This is a genomic window from Eubacterium sp. AM05-23 (genome assembly GCF_003477535.1).
Lineage (GTDB): Bacteria > Bacillota > Clostridia > Eubacteriales > Eubacteriaceae > Eubacterium > Eubacterium maltosivorans.
This window is the reverse complement of sequence record NZ_QUDF01000001.1, coordinates 117,729-141,737: the sequence shown is the minus strand read 5'-3', so window position 1 is coordinate 141,737 and position 24,009 is coordinate 117,729. Positions and strand designations below refer to the sequence as shown.

The window sequence follows — 24,009 nt, the reverse complement described above, 5'->3', positions numbered from 1 at the left end:
TTTTAAAGCGCCCTGGCCTACCGCGCTTCGGCAGTTTTATAGTTCCACCTTGCGCACGGTTTTGTCCACATACTGGTACCCAGCCAGCTTTTCCAGCCCCACACCTGAGGGCTGGAAAATATTCTGATCAACAATCGTTTGGGCCGAGGCCTCAATCTGCTCCTGAGTCAGATCGTCCAGATAATCTGGAAGGCTCATGGTCATGCTGTCGCCGTTCTTTGTCAGAAAATCCAATTCCAGTGTTTTGGTACTTGTTGTCTCCATTTACATTTCCTCCTTTATGCTCTTTCGATGTTCTGGTAAGTCATAATGTTGTTGCTGTCTGTCACAATGGGTGTTATCAGCTTACCGATGGCCTTTCCGGTAAGCACCACTGCCTCTGGGGTGACGATGGCCTCATCAAGGCCGAGGTCGGGATAACTCTTTGTTTTCTTCTTAATTTTTCCCTCAAACTCCCCATAATTCAGAATAAGCTGCAATTGATTTTTCAGTTTTACGCGCTCATATGCCATTTTTTAACCTCCAATTTATTTTTTAAGGCTTTCGCGGCAGCGCTGCCTTTTATAAAACGGTGGTCTTTTATTAATCTTTGCTGCTTCGCTAGTGACCGGTCATGGCGCACCTCCTCTTGTTTTCTGGCATGTCTGCCGCTGTTTTTGCCTTATACCTGTAAATTGTCTCTGGGTACTGTTTTGACCAAAGCCTTTTATATTTTTTACAGCTGGCCCCTCAGCTTTTTAAGAATACAGCTGTGGCGGTACTGGAGGGTGCTGTAGCCAATCCCCAGACTCTGGGAGGCTCTCCTGATGGACTGGCTCTGCCCGTAGACCGCTGTTAAAAGCGCCCGCTCCTCCGGGGTCAGCTCCCTGAGCGCTGCGCTCAGACGCTCAAGCTCCTCTTTATGGATATAGCCACTCTCAATATCGGCGTCGGGGGCTTCCAACAGGCTGATCAGGGATTCGCCGTCCTCATCGCCTGCTCTGGCATCTGCCGGCACATCACGCGTCAGGCGGCGCAGGCACTTGCGGCGGCGGTTCTGCCCTTTCTGGTACACGTAGGGCTTGATAAAGGCTGCAAAACCCGCTCCGGCGGTCTCGTCATAGGCCTGTATTCCCTCAAGAAAAGCCAGCCGGGCGTCCTGCAGGCTGTCCTCAAAGCTGTAGTTTTCTGTTTTGCCAAAGCTGGCCGCCGACAGCATCAGCGGACGAAAGCAGCTTTCTAAAAGCCCAGCAGCGGACGAATCTCCCCGCTTCGCCTTTAAAGCCAGGGCGTCAATTTCCTGATAATCCATTTTAACCTCCTCAGTTATCCTCATACACATCGGTTATTTCCAGAACCATTTCCGGAAAACGATCCTCCACCGCGCCGCTGTACTCATAAAACAAATCCTCGGCCTCCTCCGGGCTTCGGGCAGAAAAGCCCACGCTCACCCGGCACTCGGCCTCTATCCTGTAATCCCTCCGGCGGTTGATAATACCGGGGCCTTTTCCGTATCGATTCATCATTTTTTATCCTTTCCGGCGGCAAAAAACGTCTGTTGCTCCCGATCCCTTTTTTGCTGCTCCAGCTGTTTTCTTTCCCGCGCCGCCCACATGGCGTTAAAGCGTGCCACCTCGTCCCATGGGTACAGCGACGCAATGGCGGCTTTTTCGGCCCCGGTGAGCTCCGGCAGCAGATTGAAGCCGTTGGAAACAGACGCCGCCTCAGGAACAGAACCATATAGAATACCTGTTTTATTATTTATACTATTTATGAACGGTGCGGCTGGGGTCGCTTCACGCGTGACACCCTGCGTCCACACCATGCGCTTGTGCCCGGTGTCCATCACGCTTACCTCCACCTCGCAAAGCCCGGTATCAAAGGGCTTTATCCGGTAATTACCGGCGTGCTGGCTCACGTGGGGTGTATAGTCAATGCGACCGTGACGAATGAGGTGCTTGCGCTGGGCGTTTACCTGAAACCGGTCGGAGAGCCCCAGAAAACGGCTGACATCACCGTTGGTCACTTTAAAATGCACAGGCCAGTACCATCTGCCGTCCTCACCCTGGACAGCGGCCTTATTGTTAAAAAACATGAGCAGGTGCCAGTAGGCCTGAAGCATCGGGCTCATTTCCCTTGTCTCCAGCCATCTGTAAAAAGCCAGCAGCTCGGTCAGGTAGTTCACCACGCACCGCCTTTTCTGCCCTTTGGCGGCAGCTTAATATCCGACGGGCACACCGCATCGTCCAAAACGCCGGACAGGCAGCTCAGGCACCTGGCGCGCTTACAGGCCTCTGCCTCCATTTTTCTTTTCAGGTCTTCCTGCGTCTTTTTACCATAAATCTGCAGCGACGCCTCATACTGCTCCAGCAGCGCGGCGATACGCCTTTTCATGGTTTCAAGGTTTTTCGCCTGCTCATAAACGCCCATTGCCTGAAAAGCCCTGAGCCCATCGTCCATTTTAATGGCGCTCTGATTTTTACAGCAGCCCTCGCAAAAGGCCTGGTAAAAAGTGATGGGCACCTCCTGTCCCATCTCCAGAGCGCATTGAACACACCCCAGCTGGTTATTCATTGCCAGCTGGCCGAGCAGGTCTCTTTTGGTTTCTTTCATCTTGTAATCCTCCTGTAAAATAAAATAATTTTATTTCAGCAGGCTGTGTTTGTTTTTACGCCTGCTGATGGTTCTATCTTACAGGCTTTTATGGTTTTAACGGACGCACGAACGTCGTTTTATTATTAAAAATCAAAAATTATTTTTATTTTCTGCCGCCATCGGTATACAGTGCTCATCTCCCCGTAAAAGGGCATGGTAAGCCATGGGCGGTTCCATTTTGGTTTTAAGGGCTTTTCGTTTTGCTCATCGTTTGCAAATAAATGCAAAAGCGTCTGTCCAATGGTAAACAGGGTGCTGCGCATCCAGCGCGCCGCAAAAACGGGCAGCACACGCTGGTTTTTGGCGCAGCGCTCACATACTCTCGTACACACCCAGATAATATAAAGCCTGCCGCTGGCGTCCTCTACGGCTTTGGCATAACCGTTGACAACGCGCAGGCCGTTTTTCTTCTTTTTTAAGCCCATGGTTTTCTTTTTAAGGACACCGCCGCAGTGGCGGCAGGTGTGTGTCTCGTGTCCGTGATAAATCAGCTCTGCCTCTGGGGTGCGCCCATCTCTGGTTTGGTAGCCGGTATCCACTGCCTCAAAAAGCTCGGGATGTCTTTTTAAATAGGTTTCCAGATCTGTATCCAGCTCATGGATTTTCATATACTTTGCCAGTACCATTTTTTTCTCCTTTTTTTAGGTTCTTTAAGCAAAAAACACCGAAGGCCACATACGCGTGTGCGTATGTGGCCTTCGGTGTTTTGATGGGTGACAGCCGTTGTCCCATTTTATGGTAATTACTTTATTCGATATTTTATAATTCCAGCGCGCCGTGGCGTTCATAAAAACGCCGTAACGCCTCGATAACCTCCGGATCATACCGGCCTCCGCTCTGCGGCTCCAGACTGGCTAAAATCTGGCTGGGCCTCAGCCCGTCCAGCGCCAGATTGTCCCAGGCGTCTGCCACAGCACATACCCGGCCTGCCAGCGGGATATCACCACCGCTGACCGATTCAAACCGGCACGCGCCATAATAGCAGTGATGATAGTGGCAGACATCTGCGGCGATGCTCGTAAAGATCGCTGCCTGGCCGCTTATTTGGGAAAAAAGCCGATGCAGGCGTTTAAAAAACATCTCACCCGCCTCTGCGTGTGCTGCCCCATATTCACCGGGTTTTTTTCCCAGATCATGATAATTAAGGGGAGACAGGTCTCCCCATGTCCAAAGGTCTAACAAATCAGACCGGCCCATTTCTTTTAGTAAAGTCTCCATACGCTGACCTGTCCGCAGGCTATGAGCCCGGATTTCCGGGTCCATAGCCTCTACGGCAGTTTCAAGGGCCTGGCGCAGCCCGAGATAAGCCTGGTTATTTTGCTCCATTTCATTTCCTTTTCAGCCGCTCCTGCCAATCACTCGACAAGGCAGCGCTGTTATTTTTGCCTGTTTTTACGGCGCCAAGCCAAGCTTAGCAGCAGCGTTGCCAAAACCGCGATCAAGCATCCGGCTAATCCCATCAGCTGGACTGTCGTAAAATACAGCCCTGTCACAGGGTTCACCACATTGAATGAATTATCGCTGGCAATGGTAAACCGTACACTTTCAGTCGCACTCAGCTCACTGACATTTCCGGCATGATCCCAAACCTTAAAGGAAATATCATAGGCGCGCGCGTCCTTAACGGTTATGTCATTCTGTCTATTTTGGTTCCAGAGCTGCGGCTCTGTCCAGGTTTTTCCACCGTCAAGGGTGTAGGACCATTCCTTCAGGCCGCTGGTGTCAATGCCTTCTATGCTGTCATCGGCCCAGACCGTTAAGGTCTGCGGTTCCAGAATCTCCCCATTCTGGGGCGCCCCGGTTATTTTTAACCCCTTAGGCGCTGTCTGGTCGATCTTGATAATATCCTCTCTCTGTGTCTGATTTCCAGCATGATCGGTGATGCTGTGCTGCAATTGATGAATCCCATCGTCGCCCAGCTCTCCGGTCACACGGTATTCAGGAATAAGGCTTTCCAAAAACAGGGCTTCCTGAAGGATAACGGGTTCGCCTTTATCAATGGTCTGCTCAATACTGTTAATGCCCGCCTCCGGACAGCTTACAAGAAGCTCATAGGAAACCGGTTGATTATACCACTGTCCAAGGGCGGCCTCGCCGTTGATCCAAAGATCCGGTATCTCGATTTTGTCGGTAATGACCCACTTGCCGCTTTCTTTACCAATGGACAGCGTCTTAGAGCGATTGCCCGCGATGTCCTTTGCATAGCAGCTGAGCGAAGCGTTTGTATCCATGGGGATCTCAAGGCTTGCCCTTCCGTCCTTTACGGAGATTTCCCTGGTCTGGCCGTCAAGGCTGTAGTACAGCGTTTCGCAGCCGCTGGTCGTATCCGTTACCGGTACGGTCACCTGCACTGCTTCGTTAAAGAAATTGCCAAAGCTTAGCCAGTGGATGAGCTTTTCAAGCGGATTATTGCCGCTGTCCTTAAAGCTTACCTCGCCGATTTCCGGCATTTCCGTGTCAATATATAATACTCTCTCAATATAGTTTTGATCACCTTCTTTTGCTTCATTTCCGGCAGCGTCCTTTGCGTAAACACGAAGGATGTTTTCGCCTTCCCTGAGCATTTCTCTCAGCTCTGCTTCACTGTCAAACACCACCGGCTCATCGTTGAGGACACAGGTGTGGGTTACCGGCGCCTTTTCGGCCGGCTCCATTTCTGGAACCAGGCGCACGCTCGGTTTTCCCTCTTTATGCCAGCGCACAGTCTCGTGGGTGTTTCCATTGGCTTCATCCATATAGACAGCGGCAAAGGCCGGCGCTTCATTGTCCTTTTTAATGGATTCGTAAGGACTTTCGGTCTGGTTACCCGCCACATCCGTCACACGAATGCCGATAAGGTTCCCAACCACCTGGCGGTCCACACTTTGACAGTAGACGCCGTCCTCCTTAATTTCGAGGATATTTTCATCGCCCCATGCTCTGGGGTCGGTCCAGGTCTGGCCGCCGTCCAGGGTATATTCCCAGGTGGCAATGCCGCTCTGGCCCGCTGCCATGTTGGCTTTGAGGCTAACGGTGTCTCCACCACGCCAGCGGTTTGCATCTACCGGCTCGCCGGTGGTTTCGGTAATATAGGCTGTAAGCTCCATACCGTGATCCAGCTTAAAGCTGTACTCCCGGGTTTCGCTGTTGCCCGCGTTGTCGGTGGCCGTTACCCTTATGGTGTTTACACCGTCCTGGGTCACGGTCACCTCAATGGTTTCTTTATCCTTTCGTCCGTTTTCAGACGGCATCACCGTCTGTTCTGGTTCATCATTTAGCTGCCAGGTAATGGCAGCCAGGCCGCTGTCTGCATCCTCAACAGGAATACTGACAGGGATATCCTGGGTGTACCATCCCGCGGCATTGGCCGGCGTATCGGTGACGCTGTCACCAATGACTGGCCCGCTGTTTTCCACGGTCCATTGGGCAGTGTTTCCCTCACCCGTGACCGGCAGTGTACTGGACACATTACCCGCCACATCCTTGGCCGAAACCTGAAGGGTCTGGTCCTTGGCCGCGTTTACCGGAATGGTAAATACCGCTTTTCCATCATTTACAACGACTTCTGTTGTCGTATCTCCAACGCTGTAGCTAAGGGAATGGTTCCCGCTCAGCGCGTCTGTAACTGGCACCGTTACACGGATGCTGTCATTAAAGAAGTTGCCAAAGCTGAGCCAGTGAATGGCTGCCTTGATCCAGTTGTCCGCGCCCTTTTTCTGTTCAAACAGAATCTTCTGTTCTTCTATCACAGGAGCCGTCAGATCTTTTTTGACCACAGCCGCCTTGTCCAGCACCGACTCATTGCCGGCTTTGTCCCAGACTTTGAAGATCACGTTATAAATACCGTCATCGACGATGGTGATATTGTTCTCACCCGTTTCGTCCCAGGGAATGTTGGCAGCCTGCCAGGTGTTTCCATTGTCAAGGCTGTAGTTCCATTCCTTAAGGCCAAGGCTGATGACACCATCTGCCGGGTCGGTGGCGTGCACCTTTAATACACGGTCTGCCTTGCGGCAGTCCCAGGCGCTGTCCACCGGGCTGGTGCCGTCTGTCTCGGTAATACCCAGATCCACAGGGGCCTTTGTATCGGTGACGTGCAGGCTCTTGGCATCGCTGTTTGCGCCGATATTGCCCACCAGGTCGGTCACCCTTACCACAATGGCGTCAGTGTCCATAAATCCCTTGCCGGCAATGACACGGCTCAGGCTTTGGGGCTGATCGGTAATGGGGTATGCCTCGCTCCAGCTAGTGCCGCCGTCCAGGCTGTACTGCCAGTCGCGCAGCGGCGAGGTCTGTATTTTATCCGGATCGTCCGGGTTTTCGTTTTGGGTGTCAGGGCTAACCGTCAGCGTAACTTCTTTGTCTGTTTTCCCGTCTGTGCCCACCTCACCGTCGCTGGTTGTCAGTTTAAACTCGGGTTTGTCCGGCGGGGTGGCGTCGTTTTGGTAAATCCATTCGGCCTCGGCGCTGTTGTCCCAGGCGTCATAGGCTTTTACCTTAAAGCTGAGATTTTTTCCTTCGCCTGTAATATTGTCTAAGAGCCGTTGTTCCTCAGTTTTTCCGCTGTTGTCCGGCTGGGTATAGTCGAGTATCGCTACCGAGTTATCCGGATAAGTGACCTCCAGCTTTGTCAGGCTGTTGTCCGCCGGATAGGTTTTGACCACATTGCCGGCATCGTCTTTAATATCCTCAGGCTTAGTGCCACCCTCAATGTTGATGTCTGCCAGAGCAGACAGAGCTGCCCCGTGGTACCAGTCCTGCTCGGTGGTTTCCTGCGGGGTGAGCCCCACAGTAATTTTGGTAAGGTCAATGGTGTCCGGAATCTCAACCACATTTTTCGCTGTCATGTCTGCGCTGTTGCCAGCCTTGTCATAGAGCTTTGTAATTGTTAGCTTGTCGCCAGGGGCCAGATCACCGATGTCGATGCTCGCTTCGCCCGTCTGGCTGCAGGACGCGTTTTGGACTGAAGATTCCACACCGCTCCGGGTGAGGGTATAGTCCACGCTTCCGCCGCCGCTCAGGCTGTCAAACACATAAACATTTGCCTTTAAAAGGCCGTTGTCCATCGCAGCATTAACATTGCTCTTATCCGCCAGCGGCGGGGTTTTATCCACCAGCACCTGCGCTTCGCACAGGTTCGCTTCGTCCTTCAGACCGCTGTCCTTCTGCTGTCCCCAGGTCTTAATGGTATAAGACCCTTCCTCTGTAAAGTCTGCCAGCGCAATCTGCTGCGCAGTGCCTTGCGGCGCTTCGCTGCCTGTGCGGCCAGCATCCTCCGTGCTGTCCTTCAGGGTACGGTACTGGTACTCGGCGGCTGCCTGTACGCCCGCATCGCTGCAGGCTGGCAGGCTGATGATCGCGGTCTGATCCTGGTTGCTCCAGGTACCGCTCATGATTTGTCCTTTTTTATCCTTCACCTCGATGCTGGCCGGATCCGGCATTTTCCGGCTGATCACAATCTGCTGCGGCGCAGTCTCATTGGAGACATTGCCCGCGTTGGTCACCAGACGGAACCGGTATTCGGCATTGGTTTCTGTGGTAATCTTATGTGTTTTGTCCAGGGCGTCACTGACCGAGGACCAGGTTTTTCCGTTATCGGCGCTGACCTGTAAATCCTCGACGCCGGAGACCGGCTCGTCATAGCTGAGCTGAGCCTGGACGTCGTAGCTGGTAGCGCCGCTGTAGGCCGTACTGCCTGAGTCCACCAGGCTGAAGCTTACGCCCAGGTCTGGGGCTTTGGTTTCCAGCTTAAAGGGCTTTTCGATTGTCTGGGTATTGCCCGCGCGGTCGGTGGCCGCAATGGTAACTGTCTGGGCATTTCCGCTCGCTGTCAATGTTCCCTTATATTGCCGGGTAGCTTTGCTGTCTGTCTCGTCGATGTTTTCATCGGCAATCACGGTTTCTGTACCATTTTGGTTCGCGGTCACCTTAACACTTTGCAGGCCCGCGTCCTTATCGGACACTTCCACTGTATAGGGCAGCTCCCCTTTATACCAGCCCTGGGCGTTGGGGGTTGCGGTGGGGCTCACTGCTGCTTCAGGCTTTTCAACCTCCAGCAGAATGTTATCCACTGTAACCGGAGCGCTCTCACGGCCTGCCAGGTCGGTGGCTATGAGCTTAAGACTGGTATTTAATGGTGTTCCCTGTTTGGGTGACAGCCGGAAGCTGACGCTGCCGTTGCCGTCCGCGGTCAGGGTTTTTTTGGTGGTTTCATCGTTACCCAGCTGATAGGTGATCTGGTTGACACCAGACCCCACATCGGCAGCTTTGGCGGTGACCTCCACCGTGTCGTTATACAAAATTTTAGTTAACAGCCCGCCGTCACTTACACGGCTGACTGTAATATCACTTCCTTCCAGCGTTGGATTGGCTGTATCAATTTTAATGGTTTCTTTTTTCGTCAGGTCCGACAGATTATCCGCCGCGTCCCTGCTTCTGGTCATGAAATCAAAGCTGCCATCTCCTGTAAAGGTAATTTTATCGCCCTGCTGCCAGGTTTGGGTGGCGGTGTCCGCCGCACGGCTGCGCAGCCAGGACTTTTGATTAGCCGTCTGAGCCTGTGGCGCAGTGAGCTGATACTCGGTCTGCACCTTGCTTCGCAGCTCGTCGTCGATGTCTAAGCCTGTGGTACTTTGGCCCGCGTCTTTAGCAGCCTCGGTAATGATGATCTCTGGACTGGTGACATACCAGCCGTTGTCGCCGTCCGGGGTTTCCAGACTCCGGGACAGCTGCGGTGCCTTTGGCTTTTCGCCGTCGATATAGGCGGTTGCAGCCACGAAGGCCGATTCGTTGCCAGTGCCAGAGACTGCTTTAAAGGTGTATGCCTGGCCGGCGGCCGGCGTTGTCTGACGGATGGCCAGACTGGCCCCGGTCAGCTTGCGCCAGGGATCAGTATCGCTTGCGCGGTAATAATAATCCACACCGGAGGGTGGCATTGTGCCTTGAATACTTGGTGTAAATTCAACCTTTTTGCTCCAATTTCTATCTCCAACTAGGTCCGACTTGACCTGAATGGTGATGGGCGCAGTGGTGTCATCCTTCCAGACCTCGAAGGTGGCTTCGTCCCCTTCGATGCCCGCGTTGTTGACGGCGCGCACCCGCACAAGGGTTTTGCCGTTTTGGGTAACGTCGTATTTTACATTGTTCCATAAATAGTCAAGATTATCATTAATGCGGTGGCTCTCTGTAAAATCGACCCATGTTTTACTTGTTGTGTCATAATACTGGTATTTGGCAAAACCCGATTTGGTATCCTCCCCGCCGCTTACCTGCAGCGAGAAGCTTTCCTTCTGCCACTGGCGTTCCTTCTTATTACCCGCGTCGCGAATGGAAACGCTGGGCTTTTGGCTGTCGGCGCAGATGCGCTGGGTGAGCATTGCTGTCTGGTTCGCGTTGTTTGTAACCTCGACGGTGATTGTTCCCTTAAAGTTTTCAATCTCCTCTGGTCCCGTATAACGGGTCAGGGTACCGTATTGCAGCTTGGTTCCCTCATCTGGCTCGAGCTTAAACTTCAGGCTGTCCTTTTTAATGCCGACCAGATCATCGGTGGCGGTGATGGTCGCTGTGACCGCACCTTTATAAACCGGTGTCTTGTCGCTTAGCTCCGTAACCTTTTGTTTATCATAGCCGATGGTGATGGTGGGCACGTTGTCGCTTTTGGTATAATTAAAAACCTGCCGGTTGACTGCCGACGCATTGCCGGCCGCATCCTCGGTATAGGCTTCCAGAATCCAGGTGCCGCTTTCGGTGATGTTGGTATCATTGATATTGGCTATTGTCCCGGTGGCTTTCGTATAATCCGGAACCACTGTCGCGTCGTTTTTGTAGACACGGTATTTTAGGGTTCTTGGGCTATAGTCACCTGTGTCACTGGTGAGGTCGGTAATTTTGAGGGTGTTTCGCTCATTGTCCTGATACCATTGGCTGCTGGTAGCAGCCTCCAGTGTGGTATCAACGCCGTCCTTTGTAAAGGATATTTTTGGTATATCCGGAGCTTTCTGGTCCAGGGCGATATTATAGACATCGCTCACCTTCTCTAATTTTGATTTGCTTTCCCCCTTAAACTGGTAGGTGGTCACGCCATCGGTATTGACGGTGACTGTCTGGTGGGTGGTGCTTTGGCCACTGGTATCTTTACATACCTCGTAACTGCCTGTCCCTTTTTTCTGGTACAGGGTGCTGCCGTTGGTGGCAGCCTCCAGGGTCACCGGCTGGTTAGTCCATGCCGGCTGGGCATCGGCCCCTTCACTGCATGTTCCACTGACGCCGACCGAAATGGTGGGCGCTGTTTTCTGGATATTGACGTTTACCACGCTCTGGGCGCTCTCGTGCCCGGCATTGGTAACCACCTTAAAGCAGACGCTCCAGCTGCCGTCATTGCTGCCGTTCTCTAATGCTTCTATGGTTACGCTTGTGCCGTTATAGTCCTTCCAGTCTTGCTTTAGCTCACCGTCCTTGTAAAGGGCATACTGTATGCCGTTCCCATTGTAGCCGGAGAGCGGCGTAATTGTATCCTTAGTTTTGGCGGTGATGGTCACACTATCGGCTGTCCAGCTGCCGTTATAGATCACGGCGCCGGCCTTTGCTTCTGTTTCAGGCGCATTTGGCACCATGGTGTCCACGATGAATTTTTTTTCTGTTGTGCTCGCTTCGTTCCCCGCGTTGTCGGTGGCTGTAAAGTTGAACTCGTATTTCCCGTCCTTCATTGCCAGAGGGCCTGTGTAGTCTTTGGCTGTAGTATCGCTTGATTTCAGCTTATATTTCTGGCTTTTCAGGCCGCTGGCGAAATTATCAGTTTTACCGTCCATAAGGCCAGACACTTCTGGGTCTTTGGCATCGACGGTAAGGGTTGGCTGGGCGCCGTAAATGGCGTAGCCATTATTAGTCGTTACTGGCGTTCCCGTCAATACCGGCTCTTCTACCTTGGGCTTTTCTGTGTCAATTTTAATGTTGACGGCCGTGGTTTCGGAGGCGGTTTTACTATCGGTTCTATTTGTAATGGCTGCCCGGAAGATAAAATTCTGGCTGGTCGTGTTTTTAAAGGTAAGGGTCGGGGTGGTGCCGCTGCCCGAAACACTGAAATAGCTGTTTGTAGCTACATTTGCCCAGTTTTTGCCATTGTCGATGGAATACTGATACTTCTGGAAAGTACCTACTAAGTCATTGCTGCCTTCCTTATTAACATATTCCAGTGTTACCGTAAGTGCATCCTTCGACCAGTCTCCATTATAATCAAGGCTGCCTTTTTTCGCAGTGGCCTTGACCCTTGGCAGGGTGGAGTTGATCCTGAAACCGTCGGTGCTGAGCTCGGTGGTGTTGCCGGCCTTATCGGTGGCGGTGGCACGCACATAGCCCTGGAAATTGGGTGTGATGCTAAAGGTTACCTTATCCTTGCCGCTGACACGCTTGGTTTCCACAGGCGTTGATGCGTCCGTTTCTGGATTGGTATTTTCGCTTGTTGTCGCGTACACCTTATACTCAATACTGTCCATACCGCTGACATCGTCGCTGGCTTCCAGCACCACGTCGGTGGTTTTGTCAAAAAGCAGCCCAAAGGTAAGCTTATTGAGCAGGGTGGTGAATACATTGTTTTCTACCGTGGCGGTAAAGGGCGCTGGGCCGTGGGTATCCACCATGATGGTGTTTTTGACGGTGCCGGAGGTGTTTTGGTTTTGATCCTTAATATCGGTGGCTTCATCCTTCACCCAGGTTTCCAGCGTGTAGACGCCGTCGGCCGTGATTTTGGGATTGGCGGATGAATTGTAGTTGGTGCCCACAAAGCTGTTGGCTGTAGTGGCACAGGTGTTGATGGTGCCGCTGTTTGTATGAATGCCCACAAAGCCGCCTGCAACACCGACATCATCCGCCTTAGGGGGAATGCCGTTGGTGGGATCTGCGTAACAGCTGACAATGCTGCCGCCGTCATTTAGAGCCACTGCGCCGCCCGCGTTTTCCGAAGCGCTAATCTCAGCACCCAAAGTTTTGGAATCGCTGATGCTGCCACGGTTGATGGCTGCCAGGCCACCGGCATATTTCCAGCCATCAACTTTGCCCGTGTTGATGGCGTTGCGCAGGCTGGTGTCCCCGTCCAAAACGCCCACGATGCCGCCGACATTTTTATTAGAAGAGACATATCCGGTATTTTTACAACTGCTCAGGCTGCCCTTTTTTGACAGATGGCCTGCGATACCGCCCACATTGGTGGTGTATAATGCATCTACCTTCATGTCGCTCTGGCAGTCGGCCAGAGATTTTCCGCTGTAGTCTCCCACAATGCCGCCGACGCTCTCACGTGTGGAATTGCTCTGTATCGACCCGCTGGTCTTGCAGCGCGACAGGGAGCCGGAGGCTGATCCGACGATGCCGCCCACGGTGCCATTTGACCCTACTTCTTCAATATTACCATCATATTCACAGTTCTGGATAGAACCGCTGGAGGTTGCTGCGATGCCGCCTACGTTGGCTGCGTTGCTTGTGACGCTCCCATTGACGCTCCCAGTTACCTTACAGTCCTGGATCACGCCTGTGTTAGTGGGCACGATGCCGCATTGGGACAGACTGGTGCCTATGACGCTGCAATAGGCGATATTGCCGCTGTTGGCCGCGCCGATTAAGGGCTTGCTGGCGTTTTTACTGGCACAGTTGGTGATCTGCCCAGCGTTGGTACTGCTGACCAGCTGGCAGTTGTCCAGATTAAAGTTCATAATGCGAGCCTCTGCTGTAGTGTTCACGAACAGCGCCTTCCCACCGGATGAGGTGATGGTGTAGTTGCCGCCGTCAAAGCTGCCGGAAAAATTGGCGATGGGGGTAAAGCTCCCATCAATGGTAATGTTATCGCCCAGCACGTAAAGCCCGTTTGGCGGGTAACCCGCTGCTATGTTACCGATTTTTTCAAGCTGTTCCTGGGTACGGATAATGGCGTTCACCTCCTTTGGTTCGCCGTTTTCTGTGGTAAACTGGGAGGTGGGTTTCTGGGCCAGGGTGACCATGGTGTTGACTAAGAGCTTTTTCTCTTCATCGGTCGCTTGCCCGTTGGTATGGCCTACCTGAGACATACCCACGTTGCCGCTGGTGGTCAGGTAATAGTTGCTGGTACCCTTTTCCTTTTTATACTCTGTGACCCCGTAATTCTTAACATTTGTGCCATCTGAAAATTGCAGCCACACATCGCCTTTGGCAAATTGATAAATATCGTGTGTTTCTTTGATAGGTATATTCATCCCTTTATTGCCTACTTTAAAGGGAAAGCTTGTGATTTTACCGGATTGTACTACTTGAGCAGATGTTGACTTCTCAAAACTGCCTGGACTGGTTGTATTTGGGTATAAACTCGTATCATTTTTACTTGTGCCGTCAGCATTCCAAGTCCAGCCAGGTGTTATATTGGCCAGACTCTCCATGGCTTTAACAATATTGGGCGCCTGATAGGAAAAAGCATCGTGGCCTACCAGAAAACCGTTGCCGGCGTTCATATAATTCTGAATCGGCCCTAAGGTGCTGTCCCCGATATCCTGAGAGCCATTGGCGTCCATCGCCCCAAGATAGATGAGGTCGTAATATGATCCGTCTGATCTTTTTAGCATATCCTCTGGTTTTTGAGACGCGTTAAAATTTGTGACGGATTTTTGCGTGATTGTCATCTTTATTACTTCACCATTGTCTGCTTTAACAGTAAATGCAAGCTCATTTCCATTCGCATCTCCACTTGTTATCGCCATTTTATTTTTGTCACCGACTACGCCTTCAAGGTCAACCATCCATTTAATCAGCACTTTCCCCGTTGTGTCGTCAGGTTTAGGATTCCCATCGCTTCCTTTACCCTGTGGGTATAAATTCAAAACATGAATCGTTGATTTTACCAGCTTATTGCTCTGTTTTTTCTCTGGCTCCTCATAGGTTCGCGCACCCTCGGCCATCACGGCCGGGTCTGCTGGCGCGGCGGCCGCCACTTCGGCGATGTTATCCTTTTTCCCGTTATTGTCTTTTACAATGCCGGGCGCTCCGCTATTTGGCGAGCTGGCATCCTTGTTAAAGCTGCTGTTTAAAATGGACTGCCCCTTGGTGGCTGTCTGGGCCTTGCTGCCGTCGGCGCCGGTGTAAAGCTTGTAAAAAACGCTCTCACTGGCCTGCTGGGGGGTGTATTTTGGGTCTATGATCTCGATGCTAGGCCATGCGCCCTTGTACCAGCTATTTTGGCCATCGGGATCTTCGATTCCATCCACGTTTTTCACGGCCACGGTCGGGTCCGCAGGGTTGGTGCGGTCGACCTGGACGGACATGGTGCTCGAAACACTCTCTGCGCCGGTCTCGCTCACGGCTCGAAACTGTACGCTGGCATTGGCCTCGTCGGGGTAGGTATAGACGACAGACTTATCCGTAGGTGTATCGTTGATGGAGGTCCAGTCCGTTGGCTCTACATCTCCGCTTTTCCAGGTTTTGTAGTAATAGCGCACGCCGGACAGGGTGTGGGTTTTTCCTTCATCGGCAGCGTTTACCGCCTGTTTTGTATTTTCAATTTTAAAGCCCGGAGCCTGGTTGTACCACTTCCCGTTTTCTCTGCTATCGGTATAGGCAGCAGACACTACAGGCGCCACAGTATCAATTTTGTATTCCTTCTCGATCTGCGCTGCGGTGTTACCGCTGTTGTCGGTCACGTCCAGAGTCAGGGTCTTTGGTGTTCCTTTGTCAACAGAGGGCGTGTCGGAATGATAGGTAAAGCTGATCTCGGAGTAGATACCGGAGGGCTCTTGTGTCGCTTTAAAGTTCTCAATTCCCAGGGTCTTCCACTTATCCTCTGTCATATCTGCAATCTCGGTGGCTAAAACATTCGCTTCATTATCAGCCTTGAGCGCTATGAGCTTAATTCCGGACTCGGCGTCCTTTACCCTGACGTCAAAGCTGACGCCGGTCTGCCATTTGGTTAAATCTTTATCGGCTGTGACCTCGGCCTGGGGTTTCTGGTCATCCAGATAAAAGCTGGAGCTGTGGGTGTAGTCTTTGCCGCTGGCAGGGTCCAGCACATGGCCGGCCTTGTCCGTCACCCGGATAAACACATTGCCGCTAAACCGCGGGCTGAAGACGGGCATATTATCGGCGTCGTACACCTGCCACACGCCGTCGGCGGGCGTATCCTGCTGTGTGATGTCGTTACAGATCTGGTATTCTATTTTATCCAGTCCCGCGGTATTATCCTCAGCGTCGATTTCCAGCCGGCCCGGCTGATTTTTGTAAAACAGATAGTGAGTGCCGGTGGTTGACGTTGGCTGATCGGTCCAGCCAGCTAATTTTTGTCTGCTGTTTTCCTTATCCACAAACCAGCTGGGGTTTAGGATCGGCAGGGTACGGTCCACCTTATAGGTGTAGACCTTTTTGACGCTACCGCGGCCAGATTCGGTGTCAGTATAAACCGTAAAGGTATAGACGCCGTCCTCGGCCTTGTTATCCCCTGTTTTACAAGGCACTGTGATACTGGTGGCTGCCTTACCGACCTCGGTGCTGAATTTATCTTCTTTCACTAGCTTTATTTCTTCCGGTTTTGCAATTTCGGTCGGCTGGTATGTGAGCGTATAATGGCCGGTAATCTTGCTCTCGCCGCTGTTGGCCAGGCTCATTTGCACCTGCAGGGCGCGGTCTGCATCGGTATACCAGCCGCTGCCGTTGGGCTCGGTTTGCACATCGGTGTTATCTGTGGTGCTCACGTCCTGGGGCGCAAGGGTCACGGTGTCCAGAGGGCTGCGGTCAATATAAATATTCTTGTCCATAGCATTGCCACAGATATTGGCCTGGGTGGTGGCTTTAAACTGATAGCGCCACTTGCCATCGTCGGTGACGGTGTAGTCTAATGTTTCTGTGGGGCTCAGGGGCTGGGCGTTTATTTTTACCCACGGCTCACTGTCGATCACCGTATCCCGTTTTGCCCGCCGGTAGTAATAGTCTACCTTGTTGGCAATGTCGGTACTATTGGTGGTGCTCAGGGTAACGGTGGCGTTCTGGTCACACCAGCTGTCAAAGCCGAATTTATTCCCGTCAACCGGCGCGGTCCACGTGACGTCCACCGCCGGGGCGGCGGCCTCGATGTTTAAGGTATCGCTGGTCTGGGCGATTTCGTTGCCGGCTTTATCGGTGAGCAGGACTTTTACCGGGTAGTTCCCGGTCTGGCCGCAGGTAAGGGTAACGGTATCCTGCACTGGGCCCTGGCCGCCGGGTGTGTCGGAGATGACCTTTTCGGCCAGCAGCTCGTTATTGTCTGCCCGGTAGACCTGAGCCTTGGCGATGCCGGATTTTTCGGCTTCTGGGTCTTCATAGCTGATGTTTAAATCCGCCTTGTGGTAGATTTCGTTATTTTTATAGGCAGTCGCGGGCTGGCTATCGGCGCTGCCGCCTTCGCCCTGCCCTTTATAGCCAGTGTATGCAATACTTATAATGCTGGGCTGGTGTTTCTCCAGCATAACCTTGTAGCTGACATCCACGCTTTTGCCGTTAACGCTGGTGGCGTTAATGTGCAGTGTGCCGTCAAAGGTGTTTTCCAGTGTCATGTTAATGCTGTGGGGGTTTTGGTGATCTGTAAAATCGGTGGTTTCCCACTTAACTGTGTCTGCCACTGCGCCCACTGGCACAAATTTATAGCGGATGCTGTCTACATAAAGGCTGTTGTCGTCCATTTCGGCCTTGACATCGAAACGGATGCGGTTTTGGGCAAAAAAACTATAGCCCGCGTCCGCGCTGCCGCCCGAAAGGATGGTGGCCTGTTCATCGTTATCCTTTTGGCCGGTGACTTCAATTTTAATGGCGCTTTTATTAATTTTAATGGGCTCGGTGGTCTGCATGCTGGTGTTGCCCTTTTTGTCGGTCATGGTGACCACAAGGGTGGTGGTCAGCTGCTTTCCTTCATCCACCTTCAGGGTGACGGTGTAGTTATTGCCATCTTTTGTATAGTTCTGCACTGTGCCGTTGGCGTCTTTAATGACAACGCCCTTGTCCCCGATCCCGCTCACCTCGTTGCCTTCCTGGTCTACGGTATAGGGGGTTTTATCACACACAGTGTTGTAATTGCCACCCTTTGTAAAATCGTCGATGTTAAATGTGACGGTCACGTCTTTATCGGTCCAGGTATTTGGCTGGTAGCTGCCGCCCTCCTCATCGGTATAGGTGACGACGCCGCATACCGGAGCGGTCTTATCCGCGATGGGGTTGACAATAAGGCGGGCGTTGTCGGGGTTTGCGGCCCAGTCGGGAAGCCAGCTGGACACTTTGCCTAAATGGTAATCCCGGTTTTTTTCCTCGAAGGCGATGAGGTAGGTGCCGGGCAGCTTGACGCTGTCCTCGTCCACGGTTTCGCCTTGGCCATTATCTTTTTTATAGCTGTAGTCCCAGTCGCGGCCGCGCTGGGTTTCTTTCCAGGCGCAGTTGACAATGGCCTTCTGGACGCTGCCGTCATAGGTTTTTATATAATCGCTCACGGTAAAGTCGAGCACACCACGGGTGTTAATCTCGGGATGGATGCCTCTGTTGCTCCAGTAGTTAAGAAGCTTATCCCCCTTGACCACATAGTCGTTAAACTGGTCGGTTACCGGATTCCAGCCGTATGCGTCAATCCGAGTACTTCCGGGCGTGATCTTATCCTGATCAAAAAAATCAAGCGGTCCTTTACTGCTGTAAACATTTACGAGTCTGGGGCGGTATTTTTGATCCAGTGAGGTGTTCGGATGAATGGTCCCTGTCGATGTAAAACTTCTAAAAATATTACCACCCATACAACTGAGCCAGGGAATGGTATGGGAATTGGCAATGGTCCCGGTAAAACGAACCGAGTAGCCGTCCCCCACCTCGCCGCAGGCCACAATCCCGCCACCTAGCATATAACGGTAGACATTGATCTGCTCTTTAATCCATAAAAATGGTAATGTATATTCGCCGTCGAGAAACTTATTGTTATAAATCGAGTTTCCCTCTGTGTAGCAGTTCTCAATGGTGGTATTTTCGCCGGCAGCTGCCAGCTGGGCGCCAGCGGCGATGGACACATTGGTCCCTGAAACCTTGCCGACCGAAACATTGCCAGAGGAGATTCTCCGGACATTTAGGTTGACGATGGTGGCGTCCTTTAAAAAACCAAAAAGGGCGCAGCCGTAGGCCGTAATCTCTTTGCCGTTTTTATTGTAGCCCGGAATGGGCACGTATGCTGTATCATACATGTCATTTGTACCTGGGTCTTCGCCCTCTATGGTATAGCCGTCGCCGTCCAGAGTGCCCATGAAGGGCTGCCCCTGCTTTCCGATGGGGATCCTGTCGGTGGACAGATCTTTTCCCTGGGCCGGCTTCAACCGCCAGTATTTGCCTTTACTGGCGGTGCCCTCATACTTATGCAGGTTCCACAGCTGCTGGTGGGTGGCGATAATATAGGGGTCGCGCTCGGTACCGGTGCCGCCCGCGAAATCGCTGTTGGTGCGGACCATGGCCGCCGGTGTGGCAATGGCGGCGTCGGCGGTGCAGGCCACCAAGCGGTAGCTCATGGGCGCGCCGGCGGTTTCGCTGTCCAGGGTTACGGCCAGCTGGGTATCGTTGGCGCCGGGGATGTCGCTCCAGCCCTCGTTATCGGGCTGGATGGGGCGTGTTTTGGCCTCGCGGATGGCGTTTTCCTTTTCCTGCACGGCCTTGGCGGCTTCCTCGCTCTCATCGCCGGTGATCCCGGTCAGGTCGATGGATTCGGCCATGGCCAGGTCGTTCTGCTTTTTTTCTAAGGCTTCGTCGGTGCTCTGCACCTCTATGCCAAGGTCACCGCCTTCCTTACACTGCCACTGGTAGGTAACGCCGTCGGGGTTCTGGGCCTCGATTTTGGCCGCAAGAACCACACTCTCACCGATTTCGGCGTCCTGGGTCTGGGGGGACTCCGCCACGGTCAGGGCATTGGATACACTCATGATTTCGCCTTCTGGCGCCGGGTCGGCCTCTGGGGCTTTGGCTTCGGCGGCTTTATCCTGCTGAGTGGCCACAGCGGCTTCTTTGGCCTGGGCTTCCGGTGCTGGTTCGGCTGGCTCGGACCCGGTGGTCTCCGGCTCTGTGGCTTCCGGCTCGGCGGTGTCCGGCTCCTCCTGGGGGCCGGGGGTGGCTTCCGGGTCTGGCGCCGTGTTTTCTTCCATGGTCTTTACAGCTGCCTGCAGGCGCGCGCCGCCGGCTGCCAGCACGCTGGCGGGCAGGGTGCTCAAAAGCAAAGAAACCACCAAAAGCATGACGATAACGCGTTTTAGTATTGCGTGTTCTTTTTCTTTCTTTTTCATTGTTTTCCTCTCTCTTCCATTTAATTTATGGTTAAAATCCTTGAATTGTTTTCTAATTAATACATACGTCTTTAATCATAAGATCTTTTGCGCGCGTTTACAAGGGGTTTGTCTCCAATGACCATTCACAGGTCGCATAAAATAAAAAAAGCCGCCAAAAGGCGGGGTTTTTTAGGTGGAAGGTGGAAGGTGGAAAGTGGGCAGTGTCGAAGAAACTTTAAATGCGCTGCTTGATATTGAGATGTATCTGGAATGAGGGCAGAAAACTGGAGTCCTAATTTTTCACTCTTGCGCCCAAATATTTTTGGTAGCTGACCATTTCTCAGTGTAGCTATGGTTGCTTAATGTTGTTGTAAACGGTTTTGCAAGAAATGTATTTATCATTTTGAGCACTGTGTTAAAATCATCAGTCTTGGTATCAATTTTACGGCTAAAAGCTTTCCATTTCTTTTGCATAGCAGAATCATCTGCAAAATTCACAACCTGCTCAAACTGTTCAATCGTAAACGTGTGTCCACGGTTTTCAAAAGTCTTTTTGAGTGCTTCGGTCAAAATATTGCCATCATAATCAAACTTATTTGCAAGATAGTAAATATCGTAATAATCTTTCATTCGGCTTGAAAATTCCATCAGGCTGAGAATTGCATCAAGTTTCTCGGCGATGGTCGTTTCGAGAGAATATGTATTTACTGTCGGCGCAGTAAAATCATCAAGTTGTGTAGGAATTTTTCGTTTTTCCTGCTTCGGCACAATAACATCGCCTACGCCGAAATCAATACTAAACGGTGTTTTGGTATTTTTGATATATGCTACAAGTGAAGCACCAATACCTGCATACTTTTTTTGAACAGCAATCGGTGAAATGTCTTTAATTTCAAAGGTAATAAAATCATTTTCTGTTGGAACAGCAATGATTTCTTCTAACACAACTTTTAACTGTTCAGGAGTATTGGGAACTTTCCGAAGAAGAAAATCCACATCCACCGTTACTCGGCTGTCAAAATCAGTAACCGAATATATAAACAATCCGCCTTTTAGCACAAGGTTTTCTGCATACTTTGATTTTTCTAATCGGCGCAGAAACTCCTCTTGGCAAAAAAGCTGCAAGCAAAGTTGATAACTTCTACCGCTTTCTTTTGCTTTGTTTTTTAGTCTTGCAAGTACGGACACAGCCATATCAGGCATTTAGAAGCACCTCCATTACATTCATCAGTTTTGTGTAAACACGCATTTCCTTTGCGTATTTTGAAAGATTACTTAAATTCTTTTTATCATCTGCGACATAGGCGTTAAGAGCCTTATTAAACAGCTCATTGTCGAGCTTAGTACGATATTTAAAGCAATCGCAAATCGTACGCTCACGGTCATAAACAGTAAGTTTTACTCCATTAAAATTGCCTTCTGTTTTTCCTATTTCATATTGAGAATTTTGAATGTAATATATTTTCATAGGCAAAGTATCAAATTTCAGTCTTGTTCTTGAAAATGTCCTTGGAACAGCGATAGACCATTGTCTTGGTGTAAAATCACTGTATCCATAATAAAAAAGTGCAGACTCAACACAAACAATACCTTCAGGAAGAAGCGAAGCAAGTATTTGTTCCTCTTTTATATCTTTTTTCTCGGCAAGCTGATAATATCCGTGTCGTATACGCTCGATATATCCGTCATTGCACAAATTGGCAACATCAAAATTTGAAAGCCCTGCGGAAACAAATTCAGAAGTTTTAGCAATGCCACCTGCATTATTTATTATCTTTTCAGCAGTTTCTTTTTTGTCCATTCATACACCAACTTTCAAACCACAATTATCTAAAACTGTGTTCTGAAAATATTCTAACACAAAAGGGAATGAATATCAACAACCTTCAACTCAAAGGGCTTCACGTTTTGGCTTTGCATCTCATGAACGCCTTCGTCTACAATCCAAAAGCCGCCAAAAGGCGGCTTTTGGCGGCTTTCTCTCTAACCGGGGTGGTAGGCGGTCAGCTGGTCAAAAACCTGGGGATAGCGTTTGACTGGTATGGGCAGCTGTATGCCTTTTACCATGTTTACCTGGTAGCGGTGGCAGTCGGTCACATAGTCCATGTTTATGATGTAGCTGCGGTGGATGCGCAGAAAATTGCCGGGCAGTCTCTGGGCCAGATCGCTGATGATCTCTTTGATTTCGAAGGCGCGCTTGACGCACACCACGCGGCATTTGCGGTGCATGGCCTCGATATAGATCACGTCGTTTAAATCGACATAGTAATCACCATTTTCGGCGTCTTTAAATTTGACGCGCTTTGGCTTTTCTTTTTTTATCCTGAGCTTTTTATCGACGATGTCGTAGGTTCTACGGCCAATGGCAAAGGGAAAGTCTTCGTTTTTTCCCAGCAGGTAGTCGGCAGGGTTAGAAACGTGCATAAAAATAACCTTCAGGTCCTCCGGCTCTTTCCGGTAGATAAAGGTGCACCGCTGATCCTGCACAAAAAAGAAATGGTTAACGCCGGTATTGGAGATGGTGTAATGGCCGTAGGCGGCAACGGTGTGGGTATCCTCGTAGAGCAGATCGTAGCACTCGTTGCTCACCGCAAAGGGGATTTCCTGCTCGATGCTCAAAATCTCACGTACATTCTCGATGCCTCTTACATATTGGTTGCCAAGGGGCCCGATCCACACAACGTTTTCATCCATGCTTTTTATAATCTCGTCCAGCTTTCTGTTATAGTGCAGCCGAATAATGTCTCTTGTCATATTTACCGCGTTTTTCATGACTCTGCCCTCCTGTTCGCTCTGCTAAAAACAGCGGTTTCCCCATTTTTGGGCGCACGAAACCAGACCCGCGCGCAATAACTTTTTTGACAGCAACAATGTTTTCATCCATACTCTCCTTTTAATGGTTCATTATGATGCCTTTAGCGTTAAGTTAGAAACTTAACGTTAAAGGTATAAGTATAACTATTATAAAGGGTAGCATATTAAAACAAAAATAACAAGTCTAAAAAAAATTACTTTTCAAATAATTTATCATTTTATATTTACTGCGTATTTTATAAAATTGCAATAGGCTTTTTAGACAGTTTAGCGTTAAGTTTCTAACTTAACGGCGCTTTTTGTTTTTTTAAAAGCATTCTGCTATTTTTTCCATTTGGCGGCGTTTCTGCTCTGTTACGCAATGGCTGTAGCGGCTTAGGGTAAAGCTTACACTGCTGTGGCCTAACAATACCGAAACGGTTCCCATATCCAACCCCAGTTCCAACGCCCGGGTCGCAAAACTGTGGCGCAAGCTGTGAAAGGTAAGGCCAGGATTAAGATTCAATTCTTTTTTTAACTGGTCGAAACGGTATGCCATTGTTTTTGCATCGTAGGCTTTCCCGGTTGGCGCGACAATGAGCGGCTGATTTTTATTTTGTTTTTTCTGTGTGGCCATATAGTTTTTTAAGACAGCCCTTAGTCCTGGATGCAGGGGAATATCTCTCCGGCTTTTTTGTGTTTTGGGGGTTAAATCTTCCACTGGGTAGGTGTTGGTCTGGGGGTTATAAATCCGCTGACGGTTGTGCCGCACATGCAGCACGCCGGTATCCAGGTCGATATCCTTCTGCCTGAGCCCCAGCACCTCGCCCAGCCGCATTCCTGTCGACAGCGCCAGCAGGATTCCCACATCCTTTGGCGATGTGCTCTGCCTGAGCCATTGGCTGAGCCTTTTGTGCTCGCGGTAATCCAGTATTTCTTTTTCCCGCTGCGGCACCTTGACCTTTGGAAGCTCTGGACGAACCAGGTGTCCCTGCTTTTCGGCGTCCTGAAGAATGGTGTTCAGGTAGGACAGTATGTCCTGAACTGTTTTTCCAGCCAATTTTTTGCTTAGAAAATTTTTGAATTTTTTCAGGTCTGCTCCGGTGATCTCGTCCAGATGTATTTGTCCCCAAAATGGGATAATGTGCGCGCGTTCATAGCTTTTATAGGTTTTCAGGCTGCTTTTTTTTACAGGACGCTCCCATGTTTTTAACCAGTCCTGCATGGTGATGCTTTCTTTCATTTTTTGCTCCTCTATCCTAAGAATAACTTTTGGTATGCTGTTTACCCGTAAGGTTTTTGTTAAGCTTAGTTTATCATGGGGCGCTGCCTTCTCCAAATCAATTTA

Annotated in this window: 14 protein-coding genes; all 14 read right to left on the bottom strand. The window is 50.8% G+C overall.

What is annotated here, in order from left to right:
- Positions 1-36 precede the first annotated feature (36 nt).
- On the bottom strand, positions 37-264 hold the full coding sequence (locus DW091_RS00635; protein WP_074617767.1) for a DUF2922 domain-containing protein: 228 nt from the start codon (positions 262-264) through the stop codon (positions 37-39).
- Positions 265-278: 14 nt separating this feature from the next.
- The gene (locus DW091_RS00630) at positions 279-512 is read right to left on the bottom strand and encodes a hypothetical protein (protein ID WP_074617766.1); all 234 of its coding nucleotides are present in this window, start codon (positions 510-512) and stop codon (positions 279-281) included.
- Between the two features lie 203 nt (positions 513-715).
- Positions 716-1,291: a sigma-70 family RNA polymerase sigma factor gene (locus tag DW091_RS00625; RefSeq protein WP_074617765.1), complete on the bottom strand. Its 576-nt coding sequence runs from the start codon at positions 1,289-1,291 to the stop codon at positions 716-718.
- Positions 1,292-1,301: 10 nt separating this feature from the next.
- Positions 1,302-1,502, bottom strand: a complete 201-nt coding sequence (locus DW091_RS00620; RefSeq protein ID WP_118517125.1) for a hypothetical protein — start codon at positions 1,500-1,502, stop codon at positions 1,302-1,304.
- On the bottom strand, positions 1,502-2,164 hold the full coding sequence (locus DW091_RS00615; RefSeq protein WP_118517124.1) for a restriction endonuclease subunit S: 663 nt from the start codon (positions 2,162-2,164) through the stop codon (positions 1,502-1,504). Before DW091_RS00615 ends, DW091_RS00620 begins: the two co-directional genes overlap by 1 nt.
- Positions 2,161-2,592, bottom strand: coding sequence for a hypothetical protein (locus DW091_RS00610; protein ID WP_118517123.1), 432 nt, complete (start codon positions 2,590-2,592; stop codon positions 2,161-2,163). The genes DW091_RS00615 and DW091_RS00610 overlap by 4 nt, the downstream gene beginning before the upstream one ends.
- 125 nt (positions 2,593-2,717) lie before the next feature.
- A complete protein-coding gene (locus DW091_RS00605; protein WP_118517122.1) occupies positions 2,718-3,260 on the bottom strand; it encodes a hypothetical protein in 543 nt (180 codons plus the stop codon).
- Between the two features lie 133 nt (positions 3,261-3,393).
- Positions 3,394-3,960: a phosphohydrolase gene (locus DW091_RS00600; protein ID WP_118517121.1), complete on the bottom strand. Its 567-nt coding sequence runs from the start codon at positions 3,958-3,960 to the stop codon at positions 3,394-3,396.
- A gap of 50 nt (positions 3,961-4,010) precedes the next feature.
- A complete protein-coding gene (locus tag DW091_RS00595) occupies positions 4,011-19,886 on the bottom strand; it encodes an Ig-like domain repeat protein (protein ID WP_118517120.1) in 15,876 nt (5,291 codons plus the stop codon).
- Between the two features lie 282 nt (positions 19,887-20,168).
- Complete coding sequence (locus tag DW091_RS00590) at positions 20,169-21,071, bottom strand: nucleotidyl transferase AbiEii/AbiGii toxin family protein (protein ID WP_118517119.1); 903 nt, start codon at positions 21,069-21,071, stop codon at positions 20,169-20,171.
- Complete coding sequence (locus DW091_RS00585) at positions 21,064-21,669, bottom strand: type IV toxin-antitoxin system AbiEi family antitoxin domain-containing protein (protein WP_074617757.1); 606 nt, start codon at positions 21,667-21,669, stop codon at positions 21,064-21,066. Before DW091_RS00585 ends, DW091_RS00590 begins: the two co-directional genes overlap by 8 nt.
- Before the next feature lie 182 nt (positions 21,670-21,851).
- Positions 21,852-22,640, bottom strand: a complete 789-nt coding sequence (locus tag DW091_RS00580; protein WP_118517118.1) for a LytTR family DNA-binding domain-containing protein — start codon at positions 22,638-22,640, stop codon at positions 21,852-21,854.
- Positions 22,591-22,752 (bottom strand): hypothetical protein, encoded by a 162-nt coding sequence (locus DW091_RS19960; protein ID WP_158501292.1) that lies wholly within the window; start codon positions 22,750-22,752, stop codon positions 22,591-22,593. The genes DW091_RS00580 and DW091_RS19960 overlap by 50 nt, the downstream gene beginning before the upstream one ends.
- A gap of 237 nt (positions 22,753-22,989) precedes the next feature.
- Complete coding sequence (locus DW091_RS00575; RefSeq protein WP_118517117.1) at positions 22,990-23,904, bottom strand: site-specific integrase; 915 nt, start codon at positions 23,902-23,904, stop codon at positions 22,990-22,992.
- Positions 23,905-24,009 lie beyond the last annotated feature (105 nt).

What these genes read in the sequence shown, in the direction of transcription:
- DW091_RS00635 (WP_074617767.1), bottom strand. Translation starts at nt 264, where the DNA reads ATGGAGACAACAAGTACCAAAACACTGGAATTGGATTTTCTGACAAAG.
- DW091_RS00630 (WP_074617766.1), bottom strand. Translation starts at nt 512, where the DNA reads ATGGCATATGAGCGCGTAAAACTGAAAAATCAATTGCAGCTTATTCTG.
- DW091_RS00625 (WP_074617765.1), bottom strand. Translation starts at nt 1,291, where the DNA reads ATGGATTATCAGGAAATTGACGCCCTGGCTTTAAAGGCGAAGCGGGGA.
- DW091_RS00620 (WP_118517125.1), bottom strand. Translation starts at nt 1,502, where the DNA reads ATGAATCGATACGGAAAAGGCCCCGGTATTATCAACCGCCGGAGGGAT.
- DW091_RS00610 (WP_118517123.1), bottom strand. Translation starts at nt 2,592, where the DNA reads ATGAAAGAAACCAAAAGAGACCTGCTCGGCCAGCTGGCAATGAATAAC.
- DW091_RS00605 (WP_118517122.1), bottom strand. Translation starts at nt 3,260, where the DNA reads ATGGTACTGGCAAAGTATATGAAAATCCATGAGCTGGATACAGATCTG.
- DW091_RS00600 (WP_118517121.1), bottom strand. Translation starts at nt 3,960, where the DNA reads ATGGAGCAAAATAACCAGGCTTATCTCGGGCTGCGCCAGGCCCTTGAA.
- DW091_RS00595 (WP_118517120.1), bottom strand. Translation starts at nt 19,886, where the DNA reads ATGAAAAAGAAAGAAAAAGAACACGCAATACTAAAACGCGTTATCGTC.
- DW091_RS00590 (WP_118517119.1), bottom strand. Translation starts at nt 21,071, where the DNA reads ATGCCTGATATGGCTGTGTCCGTACTTGCAAGACTAAAAAACAAAGCA.
- DW091_RS00585 (WP_074617757.1), bottom strand. Translation starts at nt 21,669, where the DNA reads ATGGACAAAAAAGAAACTGCTGAAAAGATAATAAATAATGCAGGTGGC.
- DW091_RS00580 (WP_118517118.1), bottom strand. Translation starts at nt 22,640, where the DNA reads ATGAAAAACGCGGTAAATATGACAAGAGACATTATTCGGCTGCACTAT.
- DW091_RS19960 (WP_158501292.1), bottom strand. Translation starts at nt 22,752, where the DNA reads ATGGATGAAAACATTGTTGCTGTCAAAAAAGTTATTGCGCGCGGGTCT.
- DW091_RS00575 (WP_118517117.1), bottom strand. Translation starts at nt 23,904, where the DNA reads ATGAAAGAAAGCATCACCATGCAGGACTGGTTAAAAACATGGGAGCGT.